Source organism: Sphingobium fluminis, assembly GCF_037723805.1.
Lineage (GTDB): Bacteria > Pseudomonadota > Alphaproteobacteria > Sphingomonadales > Sphingomonadaceae > Sphingobium.
This window is the reverse complement of sequence record NZ_JBBJUK010000003.1, coordinates 105,930-121,537: the sequence shown is the minus strand read 5'-3', so window position 1 is coordinate 121,537 and position 15,608 is coordinate 105,930. Positions and strand designations below refer to the sequence as shown.

The following is a 15,608-nucleotide window of genomic DNA, read 5'->3' as shown; positions in this document are numbered from 1 at the left end:
ATTCAAGCACTCCAGATGTCGGCCATAGAAAGGGCGGCCCCCTGCTGGAGCGTGGCAAGAAGGAGAGCCGACGTATCGCCCGTACCATCGGGATCAAACATCAAGACACCTGTATCAGCATTCCACAGAAGGCTCGGATGATCCGAAGTCAGCATGTTGTCAGTGATGAAGTCGGCCTTGTCCGCCGTCAGCGCCGCAGCCGGGCCGTTCACATCGCCGAAACCGAACTGATAGCGACTGAGCATGATTATATCCTTGCCCGAAGTGAAGTCGGCAATCGTGTCGCCGCCTTCACCCGCTTCATAGGCATTATAGCCGTTGAAATGGTCGTGCCAGGATAGAAAGAAGAAGCTATCTTCACCCGCACCGCCAGTTAACGTGTCGCTACCGCCGCCGCCGTAAAGTATGTCGTCACCCGCGCCGCCTTGTAGCATGTCATTGCCAGCAAAGCCGTAGATTTGATTGTCGCCGCCGTCGCCAGACAGCACATCGTTGAAGCCAGATCCCCAGATATTCTCGATTTGCGAATAACCGTCACCGAGCGCTTCACCCGCCGTGCCGCCATCTGTGAGACTGGCGGTCACGCCTGCTGTAGCGGTGCCGTAAAAGGCAACGTCCAGTCCCTCGCCACCATCAATATGGTCCGCACCCGGCCCGCCATTCAGAACGTCATTGCCGTTGCCGCCTGATAATTGGTCGTCCCCGCCCAATCCCAACAACCAATCATTACCTTCACTTCCGTCCAACCAATCGCCATCAGCGTCGCGGCCGACAAGAATATCGGGATAAAGCGAGCCGAGCATCCCATCAATATTTTCGAAGATATCGCCCGCCGCATCGCCCGTTCCATAGGTTGCTCCAAGCGCACGCTCGATCCCCAACATCGCAGACTGATAGCTTGCAATATCAAATCCCGCGTCCACATAGGTGCCGCCGGATAGCATATCAGCGCCTGAACCGCCGTCGAGGATGTCGTCCCCAGTCGCGCCGAAGAGCTGATCATTTCCTTCGCCACCGAACAGCCGGTCGTTCCCGCCGAGGGTATTTTCTAGGCCGCCATAGAGAATATCGTCCCCGCCACCTCCAAAGATGGTGTCGTTACCGGTTCCTCCTTGGAATTCGTCGCGGCTTGCACCGCCAAAGATGGTGTCGTTTCCACTTCCGGAACTGATCTTCGCGCCTGCATCATTGCCATAGATTGTGTCGTCATCCGCCAGAAAGGTCGATTGAACCGTCGATCTAATAGGGTAAGAATTCATTAAGTAAGTGAAGTCCGCGCCCGATAGAGAACCTGCCGTCCAGGTCATGTAGGGCGTTCCATCGGCAAAGCTGAAGTCGATTTCCGTTATAGTCCCGGATTCGACTATTCCATTCGATGCGTACGTCAGACCACTTCCGATAAAGGTATAATATAAACCATAGGCGGGTGTCGACTTTAGGACAAATTGCGTGTCATTCGACATCCCGTAAATTGTAGACGTCGCCAAACCGATATAGCTGATATCCATTACCCCAACAGTGCTATTTGCTGGGGCTGATTTTATCACTGCCATGGTATGTCACCTGTAAATATTTCGGATTCATTCAAGCACCGAAGATCAAATAAAAAGCCGAGGGGCGAGCCTCTAGGAACTTAGAGCATCACATAAGCAACACGCACGAACGACCGCATGGCGCATTCCACCGGATAGCGAGAATTTTGAGAGCCGGCTATCAGGATCACCGTACATTTTCACCAAAATCACGTGACATCACGGTGATGAACCGCTAAGCGCCGCCCCAGCAGACCCCCGGCAGCGATGTCGTTGGTCTACCGTCCGAGACAGTTGGTGAAGGGAATATGCCCTTCTTAATCTCCAGCCTAGACGGGGAAAAGTTCTTTGCCGGATGGGCCAAAGCCTCTCCGGGTCTGCCTGTTCCGCCCATGGTGCCGGCCAGTCGATCTCTCCCCTTCGGACCAAAGTCCCCGTGCGACAAGCGCGGGTTTTTGCCGTTCACCGGGTCGTCCGGTGAACTTGAAGTGGAGAATGGCATGGATCGTAATCAGAAATCTGAGGTCGTGACCACGCTGCACGCTACTTTTGCCACCATCGGGGTCGTCGTGGTCACACGCAACCTCGGCATGACCGTCGCTCAGTCGACTGTCCTGCGGCAGAAAATGCGTGAAGCCGGCGCGGACTTCAAGGTTACGAAGAACCGTCTCGCCAGGATCGCGTTGAAGGACACGCAATATGAGCAGCTCAGCGATTTGCTGACCGGCCCGATTGCGCTTGCCACTTCTTCCGATCCGGTCGCCGCCGCCAAGGTCGCGATCGATTTCGCCAAGACCAACGACAGACTTGAGATCGTTGGTGGCGCGATGGGCGGAACGCTGCTCGATGCGGAGGGCGTCAAGGCGCTCGCATCGATGCCGTCGCTGGATGAACTGCGTGCGAAGCTGGTCGGCCTTCTGGTCGCCCCGGCTACCAAGCTCGCAACCGTCACCCAGGCACCGGCTGCGCAGCTCGCGCGGGTCTTCAACGCCTATGCGGAGAAGGAAGCGGCCTGATCGGCTGCGACCGACTTTTCGTAATCGTTTCAATATCATGTTGCGGGTTCGGCCCGCTTAGAAGGAAATAATCATGGCAGACATCAACGCACTGGTCGATCAGCTTTCCGCCCTCACCGTCCTCGAAGCCGCCGAGCTGTCGAAGGCTTTGGAAGAAAAGTGGGGCGTTAGCGCCGCTGCTGCCGTCGCCGTCGCCGGCCCGGCCGCTGCCGCCGCCGCGCCCGCCGCTGAAGAGCAGACCGAATTCGACGTGATCCTCACCGGCGACGGTGGCAAGAAGATCAACGTCATCAAGGAAGTCCGCGCCATCACGGGCCTCGGCCTGACCGAAGCCAAGACGCTGGTGGAGTCCGCTCCCAAGGCGATCAAGGAAGGCGTGAACAAGGACGAGGCCGAGAAGGTCAAGAAGCAGCTTGAAGACGCCGGCGCGACCGTCGAACTCAAGTAAGCGGATATTCCGGCCTGTCCGCACGGATGGGCCGGACAGAAGCGGGGCGGCGGCGCATAGGCGCGGCCGCCCTTTTTCTTGGATGTCCGGTTGGCGATTCTCCGCCCACAGGCTAGACCGGCCCGGACCCATGACGATCACGCCCCGCCTCGCATGCCTGATCCTTGCCCTGTCCTCGGCCGTGACCTCCGGCTGCTCCGACAAGGGGGGCACCGGACCCATAGTCGTCAGCGTCATCGGCGATCGCAACGATTTTGCGAAGCCGCTGGCGCATCTGCCCGATCCCGGGGCCAAGCTGTTCCTTGAGGCCACCGCACAGGGGCTCGTCGCTTTCGACGCCGCCGGCGACATCCTGCCGGCGCTGGCCCAGCGCTGGATCGTCGAGGAGGATGGCCGCAGCTATATCTTCCGCCTGCGCCGGGCGCGCTGGGCCGATGGTACGCGCGTCACCGCCGCCGATGTCGCGCGCATCCTGTCCGCGCGGATCGCGTCGCTGCGCCGTCTCGATCCCACCGGTCCGCTGGACGCCGTGGAGGCGGTGGTGCCCATGACCGGCGAGGTGATTGAAATCCGGATGGTCGCGCCCCGTCCTTTCCTGCTCCAGATGCTCGCCCAGCCGCAAATGGCGCTCTTGTCGCGCGATGGCGGCACGGGCCCCTATCGTCCGGCCAGGCGGCCCGGCACGCTACTGCTGGAACCAGCCGACGCGCAGGCGGCCGATGATGCCGATGAAGACGGCGATGCGAAACCAGCCGGACAGATGCGCATCCTGCGCGCCGAACGGGCGGCGCTCGCCATCGCGCGTTTCAGCAAGGGCTATGCGGCGCTTCTGTTGGGCGGCCGCCTGACCGATCTGCCGCTGCTGACCGCTGCAGGGATCGATCGCGGTTCGGTTCGGCTGGATCCGGTTCAGGGTCTATTTGGACTGGCCGTGTCGGACGACAATATATTGCTCGACGATGACGGCGTGCGCGAAGCGATCAGCATGGCGATCGACCGTGATCAGTTGCTGGCTCTTTTCCCGCTTGGCGGCTGGGCCGTTACCGACCAGATTTTGCCACAACAGTTCGACCTGCCCCGTGATCCCACCGCGTCGCGCTGGGCGGATTTCACGATAGCCGATCGCCGGTCGCGGGCGCGCGCCGCGATCGACCAGTGGCGATCGGCGCATGGCGATCCTCCAACGCTCCGCATCGCCTTGCCGGCCGGGGCTGGATCGCGCCTTTTGTTTGCGTCGATCGACCGCGACTTGCGTGCAGTCGGCCTGGCTTCAACGAGAGTCGCGATGGAAGACAAAGCCGACCTGCGCCTGATCGACGAGGTCGCCGCCTATGACAGCGCGCTCTGGTACCTCGGCAGAATCGGTTGCAGCCGCCATGTCCATTGCAGCGGGACCGCAAACGCCGCGCTGCATGAAGCCAGCCTTGCAAGCACGTTGCCGCAACGCATGACCCGCGTGGCCGATGCCGAAGCGCTGATGCAGGCGCATAATGGCTATATTCCGCTTGGCGCGCCCGTGCGATGGTCGCTCGTCGCGCGCCGATTGAACGGCTTTACCCCCTCGCCCCGTGCGCGCCACCCGTTGAACCATCTGCTGCGCGCCACCAATTAGACGGCACCCGGACACTTTTTGCGCCGGGGGACGTTTTGACGTGCCTATGCTCGAAGGATGATCCACCATGGCGATGTCCCACAATCAATTCGACCGCATCGTCGGCGACATGCCCGGTTTCGGCCGCGACCCGGCCTCCGTCCGCCGCCGGATCGAGGCGATGGAGGCGCTGCTCGAAGGGCTGTTCGTGATCCCCGGCACGAATCGCCGCGTCGGACTCGACAGCCTGGTAGGGCTGGTCCCCGTGGTCGGCGACCTCGCGACGGCGGCGGTGGGCGCATGGATCGTCTGGGAAGCGCGCAACCTTGGCATGTCGAAATGGCAGGTCACGCGCATGGCCGCCAATGTCGGGGTTGATACGCTGGTCGGCGCCATTCCTTTTGCGGGCGACATCTTCGACTTTCTGTTCAAATCCAATTCGAAGAATTTGCGGATCATCCGCCGCCATCTCGACCGCCATCATCCCTCGACCGTGACGATCGAAGCTTAGCTATTGGGGGGCGGCGCTATTGGTCAACGGTTGAACCCTGGGATCCAGATCCAGGATCAGCGGCGGCCGCCGGTTGGGCTTCGGATCGGCTCCGGTGCCGGCCTTACCGGAAACAGGCTTATTAACGGACACAGGCGGCGTGGCAGGCTTGCGATCGGCCGCTGGCATGCGGGCTGGCGCGATGGCACCGGAAGCGCGCACCGGCCTTGCGGCACTCGGCGCAGCTGGCCGTCGATCGAGGATGATCGGGCCAGCCGCGATCCGCAACAGCCCGCCCCGCGCGGGGTCCCCCGGCCTTGTCGGACAGCGCGTGAATTCCATCGCCCGATCCATGCAGAGCCAGACTTCGCGCAGCCAGCCATCGCGCGTCGTCGTAACCCGGATCATATTGGCCCTCATGCCCCTGTTTCGCCCCGCGAAAGCCTCGGAAAATGCCTGCACGGTCAGCGCCGGGCGGCGCGCAAGCCAGGCCATGTCAGGAAAGCGCAGCGACTGGAAAAAAGCGCGCGACAGGTCGAAATACAGCGCCGGCTGGCTCGCCATGCAGGTCCCGTGCCTTGCCCATTCATGCTGGAGCAACTGCGCCGAGGGTGTCGTGCACAGATTGTCGCGGATGACCGTGCGCGGCAGCAGGTCGGCGGCGCGGCAATATTGCGGCCATTCTTTTCCTGGCCCGTCCGGCCACAGGCCATGCAGCGTGAAGGCGAACTGGCCATTTCGCCCGCCGCACTGAAAGGCGTCGCGGCCACCCTTCGGCGCGGTTGCGCAATATTGCGGCGACCAACTGATCGCCAGCCTGTAGCCGGCAATAGGCAGGATGCGCTGTGGTTCGGTCTTGCTCGGTCGCTCGATTTGCGGCCGATCGATCTGGCCGGGCAGTCGGCACATCGCCGCCTGCGCCATCGCCACGCCTGGCGTAGCGATCAAAGCACAAGCGACCAGCCCCCTAAGCATAGGCGAAATCGAGCCCGACGTCAGCGGCCGGGGCCGACTGGGTCAGCCGCCCGACGCTGATATAGGTGACGCCGGTTTCCGCCTTGGCGCGGATCGTCTCCAGCGTGACCCCGCCGGACGCCTCGGTCGGCACCCGACCGCCCACCAGAGTCACCGCGCCGCGCAGCGTCGGCGCGTCCATATTGTCGAGCAGCAAATGAGTCGCGCCCGCCGCCAGCGCGGGTTCGATCTGGTCGACGCGATCGACCTCGACGATGATGCTGGCGATGCCGGCGGCGGCGGCGCGGCGCACCGCTTCCTCGACCGATCCGGCGACCGCGACATGATTGTCCTTGATCATCGCCGCGTCCCACAGGCCCATGCGATGATTGGTCGCCCCGCCCTGCCGCGTCGCATATTTTTCCAGCACGCGAAGACCGGGAATCGTCTTGCGCGTGTCGAGCAGGATTGCGCCCGTACCCAATATCGCGTCGACATAGCTACGCGTCATGGTCGCGATGCCGGTCAGATGCTGCACCGTATTGAGCGCGGATCGTTCGGCGGTGAGCATCGCGCGCGCCTTGCCACGCAGGCGCATGATATCCGTCCCCGCTGCAACCCGATCGCCATCGCGCGCCAGCAGCTCGATTTCGACGTGCGGATCGAGCGCGCGAAAAAAGGCGGCGGCGACCCGCAGCCCCGCGAGCGTTACGGCGTCGCGCGAGTCCATCACCCCTTCGAAAACCGCTTCGGCCGGGATCACCGCCTCGCTGGTCACATCGCGACCATCGGGACCCAGATCTTCGGCCAGCGTCGCGGCGACGAATGCATCGAGGTCGAAACCGGAGAGCGAAAAATCCATATCCTTATCGCGCGCCCAGATCGCCCTGCCCCACCGTCGCGCTCGCCATTTCGAGCATCCGGTCGAGGCTCTTTTTGGCGCCAAGGCGCAGCCCTTCGTCCATCTCGATACGCGGGGTCAGGTCTCGCAACGCCAGATACAGCTTCTCCAGCGTGTTGAGCGCCATGTAAGGGCAGATGTTGCAGTTGCAGTTGCCGTCCGCCCCCGGCGCGCCGATGAACTGCTTGTGCGGAACCGATTTTTCCATCTGATGGATGATGTGCGGTTCGGTCGCGACGATCAGCGTGTCACCGGGCATCGTCTTGGCGAAATCCAATATGCCGCTGGTCGATCCGACATAATCGGCATGATCGACGATATAGGGCGGGCATTCGGGATGCGCGGCGATCGGCGCATCGGGGTGCAGCGCCTTGAGCTTGAGCAGCTCCGTTTCGCTAAACGCCTCATGCACGATGCACACGCCTGGCCACAACAGCATGTCGCGACCAAGTTTGCGCTTCAAATATCCGCCCAGATGCTTGTCAGGCCCGAAGATGATCTTCTGGTCCTTCGGGATTTGCGCCAGTATCTTTTCGGCGGACGATGATGTCACGATGATGTCGCTCAGCGCCTTCACTTCGGCGGAACAGTTGATGTAACTGAGCGCGATATGATCGGGATGCGCTTCGCGAAACGCCTTGAACTGCGCGGGCGGGCAACTGTCTTCCAGTGAGCAGCCGGCGTCCATGTCCGGCAGCACGACGATTTTCTGGGGCGAAAGAATTTTCGCCGTTTCCGCCATGAAGCGCACGCCGCAAAAGGCGATGACGTCGGCGTCCGTCTCCGCCGCCTTGCGCGACAGTTCCAGGCTGTCGCCGACGAAATCGGACAGATCCTGAATCTCGGGGCTTTGATAATAATGGCCCAGGATGACGGCGTTGCGCTCCTTGCGCAGCCGGTCGATCTCGGCGCGCAGGTCCAGCCCTGCCAGCGATCCGCCTATTCCACCGCGTGCGTCCACCCTGATTGACTCCATTCTCTTATAGTCAGGGCGCAGATAGGCCGGAGTGGCAGACCGTTCAAGGCCGGGTTCATCGCCGGGTTTAGGGCCGGGCGGGCCACTGCGCCTTCATCGGCCGCCCGGCGCCGGGTGTACCGGCGGTGACGGCGTCCGTGATCGCGTATCCGACGGGGCTGTAGGCGATAACGTCCGCCGCCAGCTGCGCGCCGACCATGATCGCCAGACCCCACAGATAGGCAGGATGGACGCGCCCCATGCGGCGATGATCGACGATCATACCGGCCAGGATGAACAAGGCGGGAAAAACCACCGCCGCCGTCCACCATGCCCAGGGCATCAAAAACGGCATGGGCAGCAGCCTGCCGAAGCCGGGCCCGGTGATCATCGCCATAGCGCACAGCATCAGCCGCCGGTGCCAGGCCGTGCGACGGCGCAGGGCGATGGCCCAGGCGACGACCCCGGCGAAACACAGGATGCCGAGCGGATTGCCGATCAGAAATTCATTCTTGTCGAAGAAGAAAGGCGCGCCCGTCCTGCGCACCGAAGTCGCCGTGATCGCGATGCCCAATATCACCATCGCTGGCACCCAGCCCAGCGCCAGCCAACCCAGCCGCTTGTGCAGGGCAATCGATCCGGTCGACGCCAGCCCGGTCTGCATCAGGTACAATACGACCCAGCCGAAGAAAGCGAAGGCATGGATGTGGAAGAGGATCGGCGAACCGAAACTCGACCGGCCCAAAATGATGTTGGTGGAAAAGCCGGCGACCAGCACGAACGCCATGACGCAGGCCGTAATGAAGAAGAAGCGGTGCTCCTGTTCAAAGACGATTGTCGTCGTCGATGCCCGCGTCGCCATAATATCCCCCTGATATCTTATGGCGGGCAATTATCATTCGATAGCGTCGCGCGTCAACGCGCCTGCCACCGGCCATCGTCCAGCGGCGCGGCGATTCCCCGTACGTCGAGATCGATCAGGTGCGCCAGAACCGATCGACCCGCCGCGCCATGGAGACGGGGGTCGATCCCCTTGTACATTTCCGCCACCATATCGGGGATGCGGCTCGCGCCGTAGCGGGCGATAAAGCGCAATATCTGGCCCTCGCGCTGCTTGCGATGCCCCATCATGCCGCGCACCAGCCGCTGCGGACTTTCGATCGGCTCGCCATGGGCGGGATAATAGACCCTGTCGGTCCGGTCGAGCAGCCGCTGCATCGACTGCATATAGGCGGTCATGTCGCCATCGGGCGGCGAGATGACGCTGGTGGACCAGCCCATGACATGATCGCCGGTAAACAGCGCCTGCTCCTGCGGCAGCGCGAGGCAAAGATGATTGGAGGTATGCCCCGGCGTCGCCACCGCCTCGATGGTCCAGCCCGCGCCCTCGACCCGTTCGCCGTCCGCCAGCACGCGATCGGGCGCGTAATCGGGATCGAAAGCCGCATCCGCGCGCGGCCCGTCATCATCCAGCGTCAGCGGCGCGCAGCCGATTACCGGTGCGCCCGTGGCCTTGCTCAATGGCCCGGCCGCCGGGCTATGGTCGCGATGCGTATGGGTGCACAGGATCGCGGTCACCGCACGCCCGCCGATCGCCCCGATCAGCGCGTCGAGATGCGCCGGTTCGTCCGGCCCCGGATCGATCACCGCGATGTCGGTTTCCCCGACCAGATAGGTCTGCGTGCCCGTATAGGTAAAGGGAGACGGATTGGGCGCCAGCACCCGCCCCACCAGCGGCGTCAGCTGCATGAGGAGGCCGGTCGGCAGGTCGGCCGGATCGAAGGGTGTTGCCATGCCCTTCCATGTGCCCATTTCCGGGCGAAATTCAAGGGCGAGCGCCAGCCACCCGCCCCGTCGCTTCAGCCGCTGTTGCGCAGCGCCGTCGCGATCGCATTGATCGACAGTTCGATCCCTTCCTTGATCCTGGGATCGTCCTCCCCGCTGCGATGGCGCTTCATCAGTTCGACCTGAAGCAGGTTCAGCGGCTCGATATAGGGCAGGCGCAGCCGGATGGATTCGTCCAGGCCCGGATTCTTCTCCAGCAGCCGCGACTGCCCGGTGGCGGTCAGCAAGCCGTCATGCGTCTGCGCCCAGCCATCCAGAATGCGCGCGAATATCTCCGCCCCGCGCGCCTGATCCTCGACCAGTGGCAGATAGCGGGCGGCAATGCCCAGGTCCGATTTCGCCAGCACCATCTCCAGGTTAGCGAGCGCCGATTTGAGGAACGACCAGTTCTGCGCCATGTCGGCAAGCAGCGCCTTGTCCTCGAACGCCGACAGCGCATGCCCCACGCCATACCAGCCGGGCAGCATCACCCGCGCCTGCGCCCAGCTGAACACCCATGGAATCGCGCGCAGATCCTCGATCGCCGTGCTCTTGGTGCGGCTGGCGGGCCGCGACCCGATCTTGAGGCCGGCAATTTCCTGTATTGGAGTCAGCTGGCGGAAAAATTCCTTGAACCCCTCGGTGCCATAAACGAGGTCGCGATAGGCCGCGAACGCCTGCTTCGACAGCATATCCATGGCGGCGGCGAAGCGTGCGGCGTCCCTGTCGCTGATCCCTTCCGGCTCCAGACTGGCAAGGATCGTCGCGCTGGTTGTCGCCTCCAAATTGGTCATGGCCGCCTCGCGCGTGCCGAATTTCGCGGCGATCACCTCGCCCTGTTCGGTGATGCGGATGCGTCCCTGCACCGTGCCGCGCGGCTGCGCCTGAATCGCCGCGAAGCTCGACCCGCCGCCGCGCCCGACCGCGCCACCCCGCCCATGGAACAGCTGCATCCGCGCACCCGCAGCCTCGAACACCGGGGCCAGCGCCTTGCTCGCCTGAAACAGGCTCCAGGTGGACGTGATGTAGCCGCCGTCCTTATTGCTGTCGGAGTAGCCGATCATCACTTCCTGATGACCCCGCGCCTTCACGATCCCGCTTATTTCAGGCAATCCGAAATAGGCGGTCATAATCTGTGGCGCGGCCTCCAGATCGCCGATGGTCTCGAACAGCGGCACCGCCATGATCGCGGCGCTGGGGCCGGATTCCCCGCTGGGCGCGCGCCACAGCCCCGCTTCCTTGAGCAGCAGGTTGACCTCCAGCAGGTCGGACACGCTTTCCGCCTTGGAAATGATATAATGGGTAATGCATTGCGGCCCATAAAGCCGGTGCGCATCGGCCGCCGCGTGGATGATGGCAAGTTCAGTCGCCGTCTCTTCCGAATAATCCGAATAGGACGCGCCGAGCGGCCGGTTGTTCGCCAGTTCCCGCCGCAGCAACGCTATCCGCGCATATTCATCGAGGCTGGCATAATCCGCCTCGACCCCGGCGACCTTGAGCAGTTCAGCGACCACGCGTTGATGCACGTCGCTATTCTGCCGCATGTCGAGCGTCGCGAGGTGAAAGCCGAACGTTTCCACCCCCCGGATCAGCCGCCCGAGCGCGCCGCCGGTCGCCAGCGCGCCGTCGCCCTCGCTCGCCAGTCCCTGCGCCACGACGACGAGATCGCGGCGAAACTCCGATGGCCCGCCATAGGGTTCGCCCTTCAGCGCCGAAGGCCGCATCGGCGGCTTGCCGACCCGCGCCTGATAGCTGGCGGCGAGCCGGGCGTAGATGCCGCTGATCGCCCGCCGATACGGCTCGTCCACCCGGCTGGCCGACGCATCTCCGCTTGCGTTGGCCAGATCCAGCACCGCCTGCGGCACCTGCGCCAATTCCGTCGAGAGCGACAGTTCCGCCCCCAGCGCATGGAGCGAATCGAGATAATGGCCGAGCGCCGCCTCGCATCCCTTGCCCAGCGCAGCGCGCAACTGCGGCGCCTGCACGAACGGATTGCCGTCCCGGTCGCCGCCGATCCAGTTGCCCGCGCGCAGGAAACTGGGTGGCCGCGCGCCAAGGTCGCGCTCCCACCGGGCATATAGCGCCGGCAACACAGGCAGGAAAATGTCGCGAAAATAGGTCAGAACATTGTCGATCTCGTCGCTCACGACCAGCTTCTCGCGACGCAGCGGGCGCGTCTGCCACAACAGCGCGATCTGGCGGCAGATCGCCTCGTCCAGATCTTCGCCATCATCCGTCTCGGCACGCCCCGCATCCCGCAACAACATCAAGGCCGAGATGCGGTTGCGATGGTCGATCATGCTCTTGCGCCGCACCTCGGTCGGGTGCGCGGTCAGCACCGGCACGATCAGCGCATGAGACAACAGGTCGAACACCTTGTCCTTGCCGATGCCATGGCTTTCGAGCCGGGCCAGCGCGGAGGCCACATCCGCCCCCGGCTCCGCCGCGACGCCCTGCCGGTCCTCGGCGAGATTGGCGAGCATCGAAAACAGCATGAACCCGCGCACGAACGACAGCGTATCGTCCAGGCTCAGGGCATCCAGCCCGGTATCGGCAAAGTCCGCCCCCTGCACCCCGCGCGCCCGGTCGACGGAAGCGGCGCGGATATATTCGGTCTGCTTGTACAGCTTGTCCCCGCCATAGGCGCGAATGACGTTGCCGAGCAGCCGCCCGAGATAGCGGATATCGGGATTTTGCGCGATCGCGGTTGCGGAGGAAAGAGTCGCCATAGAAATGATGCTGCGCTGCGGCACAGGGCGGGTCAAGCGCATTCCCATCGTGGTTGTCCTGCCCTATCCTGTGCCGCATGACCTCGTCTCTCCCCGACCAATGGCGTCAGCATCTTGCTCTCGACCGGCGGCGCTCGCTGCATACCGTGCGCGCCTATGTGGCCACGGCCGAGCGGCTGATCGCCTTTCTGGAGGAACATCGTGGCGAGGCGGTCACGCCCGCCTTGCTGGCCAGGCTCGATCAGGCCGATCTGCGCGCCTTCCTGACGGCGCGGCGCATGGACGGAATCGGCAATCTGTCGGCCGCGCGCGAATTGTCGGCGGTTCGCAGCTTCCTCAAATTTACAGGCGGCGAGGATGCACGTGTACCGCTGCTCAAGGGGCCTCGCGTCAAGCGGGGTCTGCCCCGGCCGATTTCGCCGGACGAAGTCGTTGCGCTGGCTGAGGACATTGCGGAGGGCGCTCGAATGCCGTGGATCGGCGCGCGCGACTGGGCGGTGTTGCTGTTGCTCTATGGCACAGGGCTGCGCATCGGCGAAGCGACAGGGCTAACTGGCGCGGCGTTGCCGCTGGGCGACACGCTGCGGGTCACCGGGAAACGGGCCAAGACGCGGCAGGTCCCGCTTCTCCCACAGGTCAGGCAGGCTATCGAAGCCTATGTCGCGCTTTGCCCTTTCCCGGTCGAGCGCGACGCCGCGCTGTTCCGGGGCGCGCGCGGCGGGCCGCTGTCGCCGGCGCTCATCCGCCGCGCGGTGCAGGGCGCGCGCGGCAGGCTGGGCCTGTCCGACCGCACCACCCCGCATGCCCTGCGCCACAGTTTCGCAACACATCTGCTCGGGCGCGGGGCGGACCTGCGATCCCTGCAGGAACTGCTCGGCCATGCGAGCCTGTCGTCGACCCAGATTTACACCCAGGTCGACGCGGCGCACCTGCTGGACGTCTATCGCAACGCCCATCCCCGCGCCTGACCAGCCGTTACAGCATGCAGCGGCGCGTCATCCCCCGCCGGATGACGATCATGTCGGTGCGCGGATTATAGCTGCGATAGCGCTGCTGGCAGGCACGGACATGGCGATACCAGTCGCCCTGCTTGCTCCAGTGACGCGGCGGGCCCGACGGGCGAGCACCCCATTTATCGTCCCAATTGCCATAACTGCGATCAGATAGTGTGTCGCCATCGCGTCGCATGTCGCCGCCGGGACGGTCGGAATGCATGCCGCGATTGTCCCTGTCGCCCATTCCGCTGCCCATCTTGCCGTGGTTCATCTGGCCTTGCTGCATGGAACCGCCCGACATGGGACCATGATCCATGGACCCGCGATTCATGGACCCATCGTTCATAGCGCCCGGCTTGGGATCGCCACGCTGACCGCGATCGGGACTGGTCGAAGACGACATCGGATGCGACTGAGCCGAAAGCGCCATTGGCGCGATGGCGACCAGAACCGCGCCCAGGGCGCCGAATAATTTTGCGGACATGACTTGAAATCCTCTCATTGGGCCGCTCCGGGGTCGGCTACAGCTGTCAGGAAAACGGGACGCGAGGATCAATGTTCCGGGCTGTCGCTGCCCCGTGGGGTCCAGGTCGCCAACCGCCAAACATAGATCAGCACCGCCCCCACGATGCAGGCGGTCGCGGCCGGTCCCACATATTTGTCGATATCGTGGAAATTCCGTCCCAGCAGAACCCCGGCATAGGCAAGGATGACATTCCAGATCAGCGCGCCCGCGGCCGTCCACAGCAGGAAGCGCACATGCCCCATGCGGAAGAGCCCCGCCGGCAGCGACACCATCGTGCGGAATGCGGGCAGAAAGCGAAACACGAACACGACGATCTGGCCATATTTGCCGAACAGCCGGTCGAGCGCTTCCACATCTTTCCATTCGAGCGTCGCCCATCGACCATAGCGGTCGACGAGGGGCTTCAGCCGCTCGAAACCGAGAATATGCCCGACCAGATACCAGAAATAATTGCCGACGGTGGTGCCGAGCGTTCCGGCCAGCAGCAGCCACTCCATCGTCATCCGCCCCTGCCCGACGCGGATGCCGCCAATCCCCATGATGAGTTCGGACGGCACGGGCGGAAAGACGTTTTCCAGCACCATCAGCAGGAAAATGCCCCAATATCCGCCGGCATCGATTAGCCGCAGCACCCAATCGGTCATGACGGCATCAAGGCTTCAGGCCGCCGCGCGCGCGGCGAGCCGGGCGTCGATCGCGTCCCAGATCATGGCGCCCGTATCGGTGCCGTTGAAGGCGTCGATGGATACGATTCCGGTCGGCGAGGTCACGTTGATTTCGGTCAGCCACTGCCCGCCGATCACGTCGATGCCGACGAACAAAAGCCCGCGCCGCTTGAGTTCGGGACCCATGGCGGCGCAAATTTCCCATTCCTGTTCGGTCAGTTCGGTCTTGGCCGCCGAACCGCCGACCGCCAGATTCGACCGGATTTCGCCCGCGCCAGGAATGCGGTTGACCGCGCCCGCGACCTCGCCATCAACCAGCACGATTCGCTTGTCGCCGTCCGCGACGCCAGGAATGAACGCCTGCACCATGAACGGCTCGACCCATGAAGCCTTGAAGAGTTCCACCAGCGCCGACAGGTTCTTGCCCTTCGCATCGACATGGAACACCGCCGTCCCGGCATTGCCGTAGAGCGGCTTGACCACGATCTCGCCATGCTCCTTGAGGAAACTTTTCACTTCATCCAGTTCGCGCGTGATCATCGTCGGCGGCATGAAGCGCGCATAATCGAGCACGAACAGCTTTTCGGGCGCATCGCGCACCGCAGCCGGATCGTTCACAACCAGTGTTTCGGCCTGCACCCGCTCCAGCAAATGGGTCGCGGTGATATAGGACAGGTCGAACGGCGGGTCCTGCCGCATCAGCACGACATCGACGTCGCGGCCAAGATCGATCGTCTCGACCGGACCGAAAGCATAATGATCGCCCTCGACCTTCTGCACCTTCACCGGCCGCGCCTTCGCCACCACCCGGCCGTCGCGATAGGTGAGATCGGGCGCGAGATAATGATAAAGGCGGTGCCCTCGCTTGTGCGCCGCCAGCATGATGTGGAATGTCGAATCGCCGCCGATCCTGATCCCTTCCATCGGGTCCATCTGCACAGCGACGGTCAACGGGTTGAGTTGCGTCATAAACAATCCTTGT

Annotated in this window: 15 protein-coding genes; 5 read left to right on the top strand and 10 right to left on the bottom strand. The window is 63.5% G+C overall.

Features of this window, described 5'->3' with window-relative positions; translation table 11 throughout:
• Window positions 1-2 precede the first annotated feature (2 nt).
• Window positions 3-1,508: a calcium-binding protein gene (locus WG907_RS09825; RefSeq protein WP_340232599.1), complete on the bottom strand. Its 1,506-nt coding sequence runs from the start codon at window positions 1,506-1,508 to the stop codon at window positions 3-5.
• Between the two features lie 524 nt (window positions 1,509-2,032).
• Between WG907_RS09825 and rplJ the strand changes: the two genes are divergently transcribed.
• From rplJ to WG907_RS09805, 4 genes are all read left to right on the top strand, one after another.
• Window positions 2,033-2,548, top strand: a complete 516-nt coding sequence (gene rplJ, locus WG907_RS09820) for a 50S ribosomal protein L10 (protein ID WP_340232598.1) — start codon at window positions 2,033-2,035, stop codon at window positions 2,546-2,548.
• Between the two features lie 73 nt (window positions 2,549-2,621).
• Window positions 2,622-2,996, top strand: coding sequence for a 50S ribosomal protein L7/L12 (gene rplL / locus WG907_RS09815; protein ID WP_340232597.1), 375 nt, complete (start codon window positions 2,622-2,624; stop codon window positions 2,994-2,996).
• A 130-nt stretch (window positions 2,997-3,126) separates the two neighbouring features.
• Window positions 3,127-4,608 carry an ABC transporter substrate-binding protein gene (locus WG907_RS09810; protein ID WP_340232596.1) on the top strand — a complete coding sequence of 494 codons (1,482 nt, stop codon included), beginning with the start codon at window positions 3,127-3,129 and terminating at the stop codon, window positions 4,606-4,608.
• A gap of 67 nt (window positions 4,609-4,675) precedes the next feature.
• Window positions 4,676-5,098: a DUF4112 domain-containing protein gene (locus tag WG907_RS09805; protein WP_340232595.1), complete on the top strand. Its 423-nt coding sequence runs from the start codon at window positions 4,676-4,678 to the stop codon at window positions 5,096-5,098.
• On the opposite strand, the gene WG907_RS09800 is transcribed toward WG907_RS09805, so the two are convergent.
• From WG907_RS09800 to ppc, 6 genes are all read right to left on the bottom strand, one after another.
• The gene (locus WG907_RS09800) at window positions 5,099-6,001 is read right to left on the bottom strand and encodes a ribonuclease T2 family protein (protein WP_340232594.1); all 903 of its coding nucleotides are present in this window, start codon (window positions 5,999-6,001) and stop codon (window positions 5,099-5,101) included.
• Window positions 6,002-6,044: 43 nt separating this feature from the next.
• Complete coding sequence (gene nadC, locus WG907_RS09795) at window positions 6,045-6,893, bottom strand: carboxylating nicotinate-nucleotide diphosphorylase (protein WP_340232593.1); 849 nt, start codon at window positions 6,891-6,893, stop codon at window positions 6,045-6,047.
• A gap of 4 nt (window positions 6,894-6,897) precedes the next feature.
• Window positions 6,898-7,893 (bottom strand): quinolinate synthase NadA, encoded by a 996-nt coding sequence (gene nadA, locus WG907_RS09790; protein WP_522012757.1) that lies wholly within the window; start codon window positions 7,891-7,893, stop codon window positions 6,898-6,900.
• 82 nt (window positions 7,894-7,975) lie between these two features.
• Window positions 7,976-8,749, bottom strand: a complete 774-nt coding sequence (locus WG907_RS09785) for a hypothetical protein (RefSeq protein WP_340232591.1) — start codon at window positions 8,747-8,749, stop codon at window positions 7,976-7,978.
• A gap of 53 nt (window positions 8,750-8,802) precedes the next feature.
• Window positions 8,803-9,681, bottom strand: coding sequence for an MBL fold metallo-hydrolase (locus WG907_RS09780; protein ID WP_340232590.1), 879 nt, complete (start codon window positions 9,679-9,681; stop codon window positions 8,803-8,805).
• A gap of 65 nt (window positions 9,682-9,746) precedes the next feature.
• Entirely contained in the window at window positions 9,747-12,440 is a 2,694-nt protein-coding gene (gene ppc, locus WG907_RS09775; RefSeq protein ID WP_340232589.1) for a phosphoenolpyruvate carboxylase, read from the bottom strand.
• 77 nt (window positions 12,441-12,517) lie between these two features.
• Here ppc and WG907_RS09770 point away from each other — a divergent pair, with 77 nt between their 5' ends.
• Entirely contained in the window at window positions 12,518-13,408 is an 891-nt protein-coding gene (locus WG907_RS09770; protein WP_340232588.1) for a tyrosine recombinase XerC, read from the top strand.
• A 7-nt stretch (window positions 13,409-13,415) separates the two neighbouring features.
• On the opposite strand, the gene WG907_RS09765 is transcribed toward WG907_RS09770, so the two are convergent.
• From WG907_RS09765 to gshB, 3 genes are all read right to left on the bottom strand, one after another.
• The gene (locus tag WG907_RS09765) at window positions 13,416-13,919 is read right to left on the bottom strand and encodes a BA14K family protein (RefSeq protein WP_340232587.1); all 504 of its coding nucleotides are present in this window, start codon (window positions 13,917-13,919) and stop codon (window positions 13,416-13,418) included.
• Window positions 13,920-13,987: 68 nt separating this feature from the next.
• Complete coding sequence (locus WG907_RS09760) at window positions 13,988-14,605, bottom strand: DedA family protein (RefSeq protein WP_340232586.1); 618 nt, start codon at window positions 14,603-14,605, stop codon at window positions 13,988-13,990.
• A 15-nt stretch (window positions 14,606-14,620) separates the two neighbouring features.
• Window positions 14,621-15,595, bottom strand: a complete 975-nt coding sequence (gene gshB / locus WG907_RS09755; RefSeq protein WP_340232585.1) for a glutathione synthase — start codon at window positions 15,593-15,595, stop codon at window positions 14,621-14,623.
• Window positions 15,596-15,608 lie beyond the last annotated feature (13 nt).

Excerpts from the sequence above, each read along its gene's own strand:
- WG907_RS09825 (WP_340232599.1), bottom strand. The coding sequence starts at position 1,508 with ATGGATATCAGCTATATCGGTTTGGCGACGTCTACAATTTACGGGATG.
- rplJ (WP_340232598.1), top strand. The coding sequence starts at position 2,033 with ATGGATCGTAATCAGAAATCTGAGGTCGTGACCACGCTGCACGCTACT.
- rplL (WP_340232597.1), top strand. The coding sequence starts at position 2,622 with ATGGCAGACATCAACGCACTGGTCGATCAGCTTTCCGCCCTCACCGTC.
- WG907_RS09810 (WP_340232596.1), top strand. The coding sequence starts at position 3,127 with ATGACGATCACGCCCCGCCTCGCATGCCTGATCCTTGCCCTGTCCTCG.
- WG907_RS09805 (WP_340232595.1), top strand. The coding sequence starts at position 4,676 with ATGGCGATGTCCCACAATCAATTCGACCGCATCGTCGGCGACATGCCC.
- WG907_RS09800 (WP_340232594.1), bottom strand. The coding sequence starts at position 6,001 with ATGGCGCAGGCGGCGATGTGCCGACTGCCCGGCCAGATCGATCGGCCG.
- nadC (WP_340232593.1), bottom strand. The coding sequence starts at position 6,893 with ATGGATTTTTCGCTCTCCGGTTTCGACCTCGATGCATTCGTCGCCGCG.
- WG907_RS09785 (WP_340232591.1), bottom strand. The coding sequence starts at position 8,749 with ATGGCGACGCGGGCATCGACGACGACAATCGTCTTTGAACAGGAGCAC.
- WG907_RS09780 (WP_340232590.1), bottom strand. The coding sequence starts at position 9,681 with ATGGCAACACCCTTCGATCCGGCCGACCTGCCGACCGGCCTCCTCATG.
- ppc (WP_340232589.1), bottom strand. The coding sequence starts at position 12,440 with ATGGCGACTCTTTCCTCCGCAACCGCGATCGCGCAAAATCCCGATATC.
- WG907_RS09770 (WP_340232588.1), top strand. The coding sequence starts at position 12,518 with ATGACCTCGTCTCTCCCCGACCAATGGCGTCAGCATCTTGCTCTCGAC.
- WG907_RS09765 (WP_340232587.1), bottom strand. The coding sequence starts at position 13,919 with ATGTCCGCAAAATTATTCGGCGCCCTGGGCGCGGTTCTGGTCGCCATC.
- WG907_RS09760 (WP_340232586.1), bottom strand. The coding sequence starts at position 14,605 with ATGACCGATTGGGTGCTGCGGCTAATCGATGCCGGCGGATATTGGGGC.
- gshB (WP_340232585.1), bottom strand. The coding sequence starts at position 15,595 with ATGACGCAACTCAACCCGTTGACCGTCGCTGTGCAGATGGACCCGATG.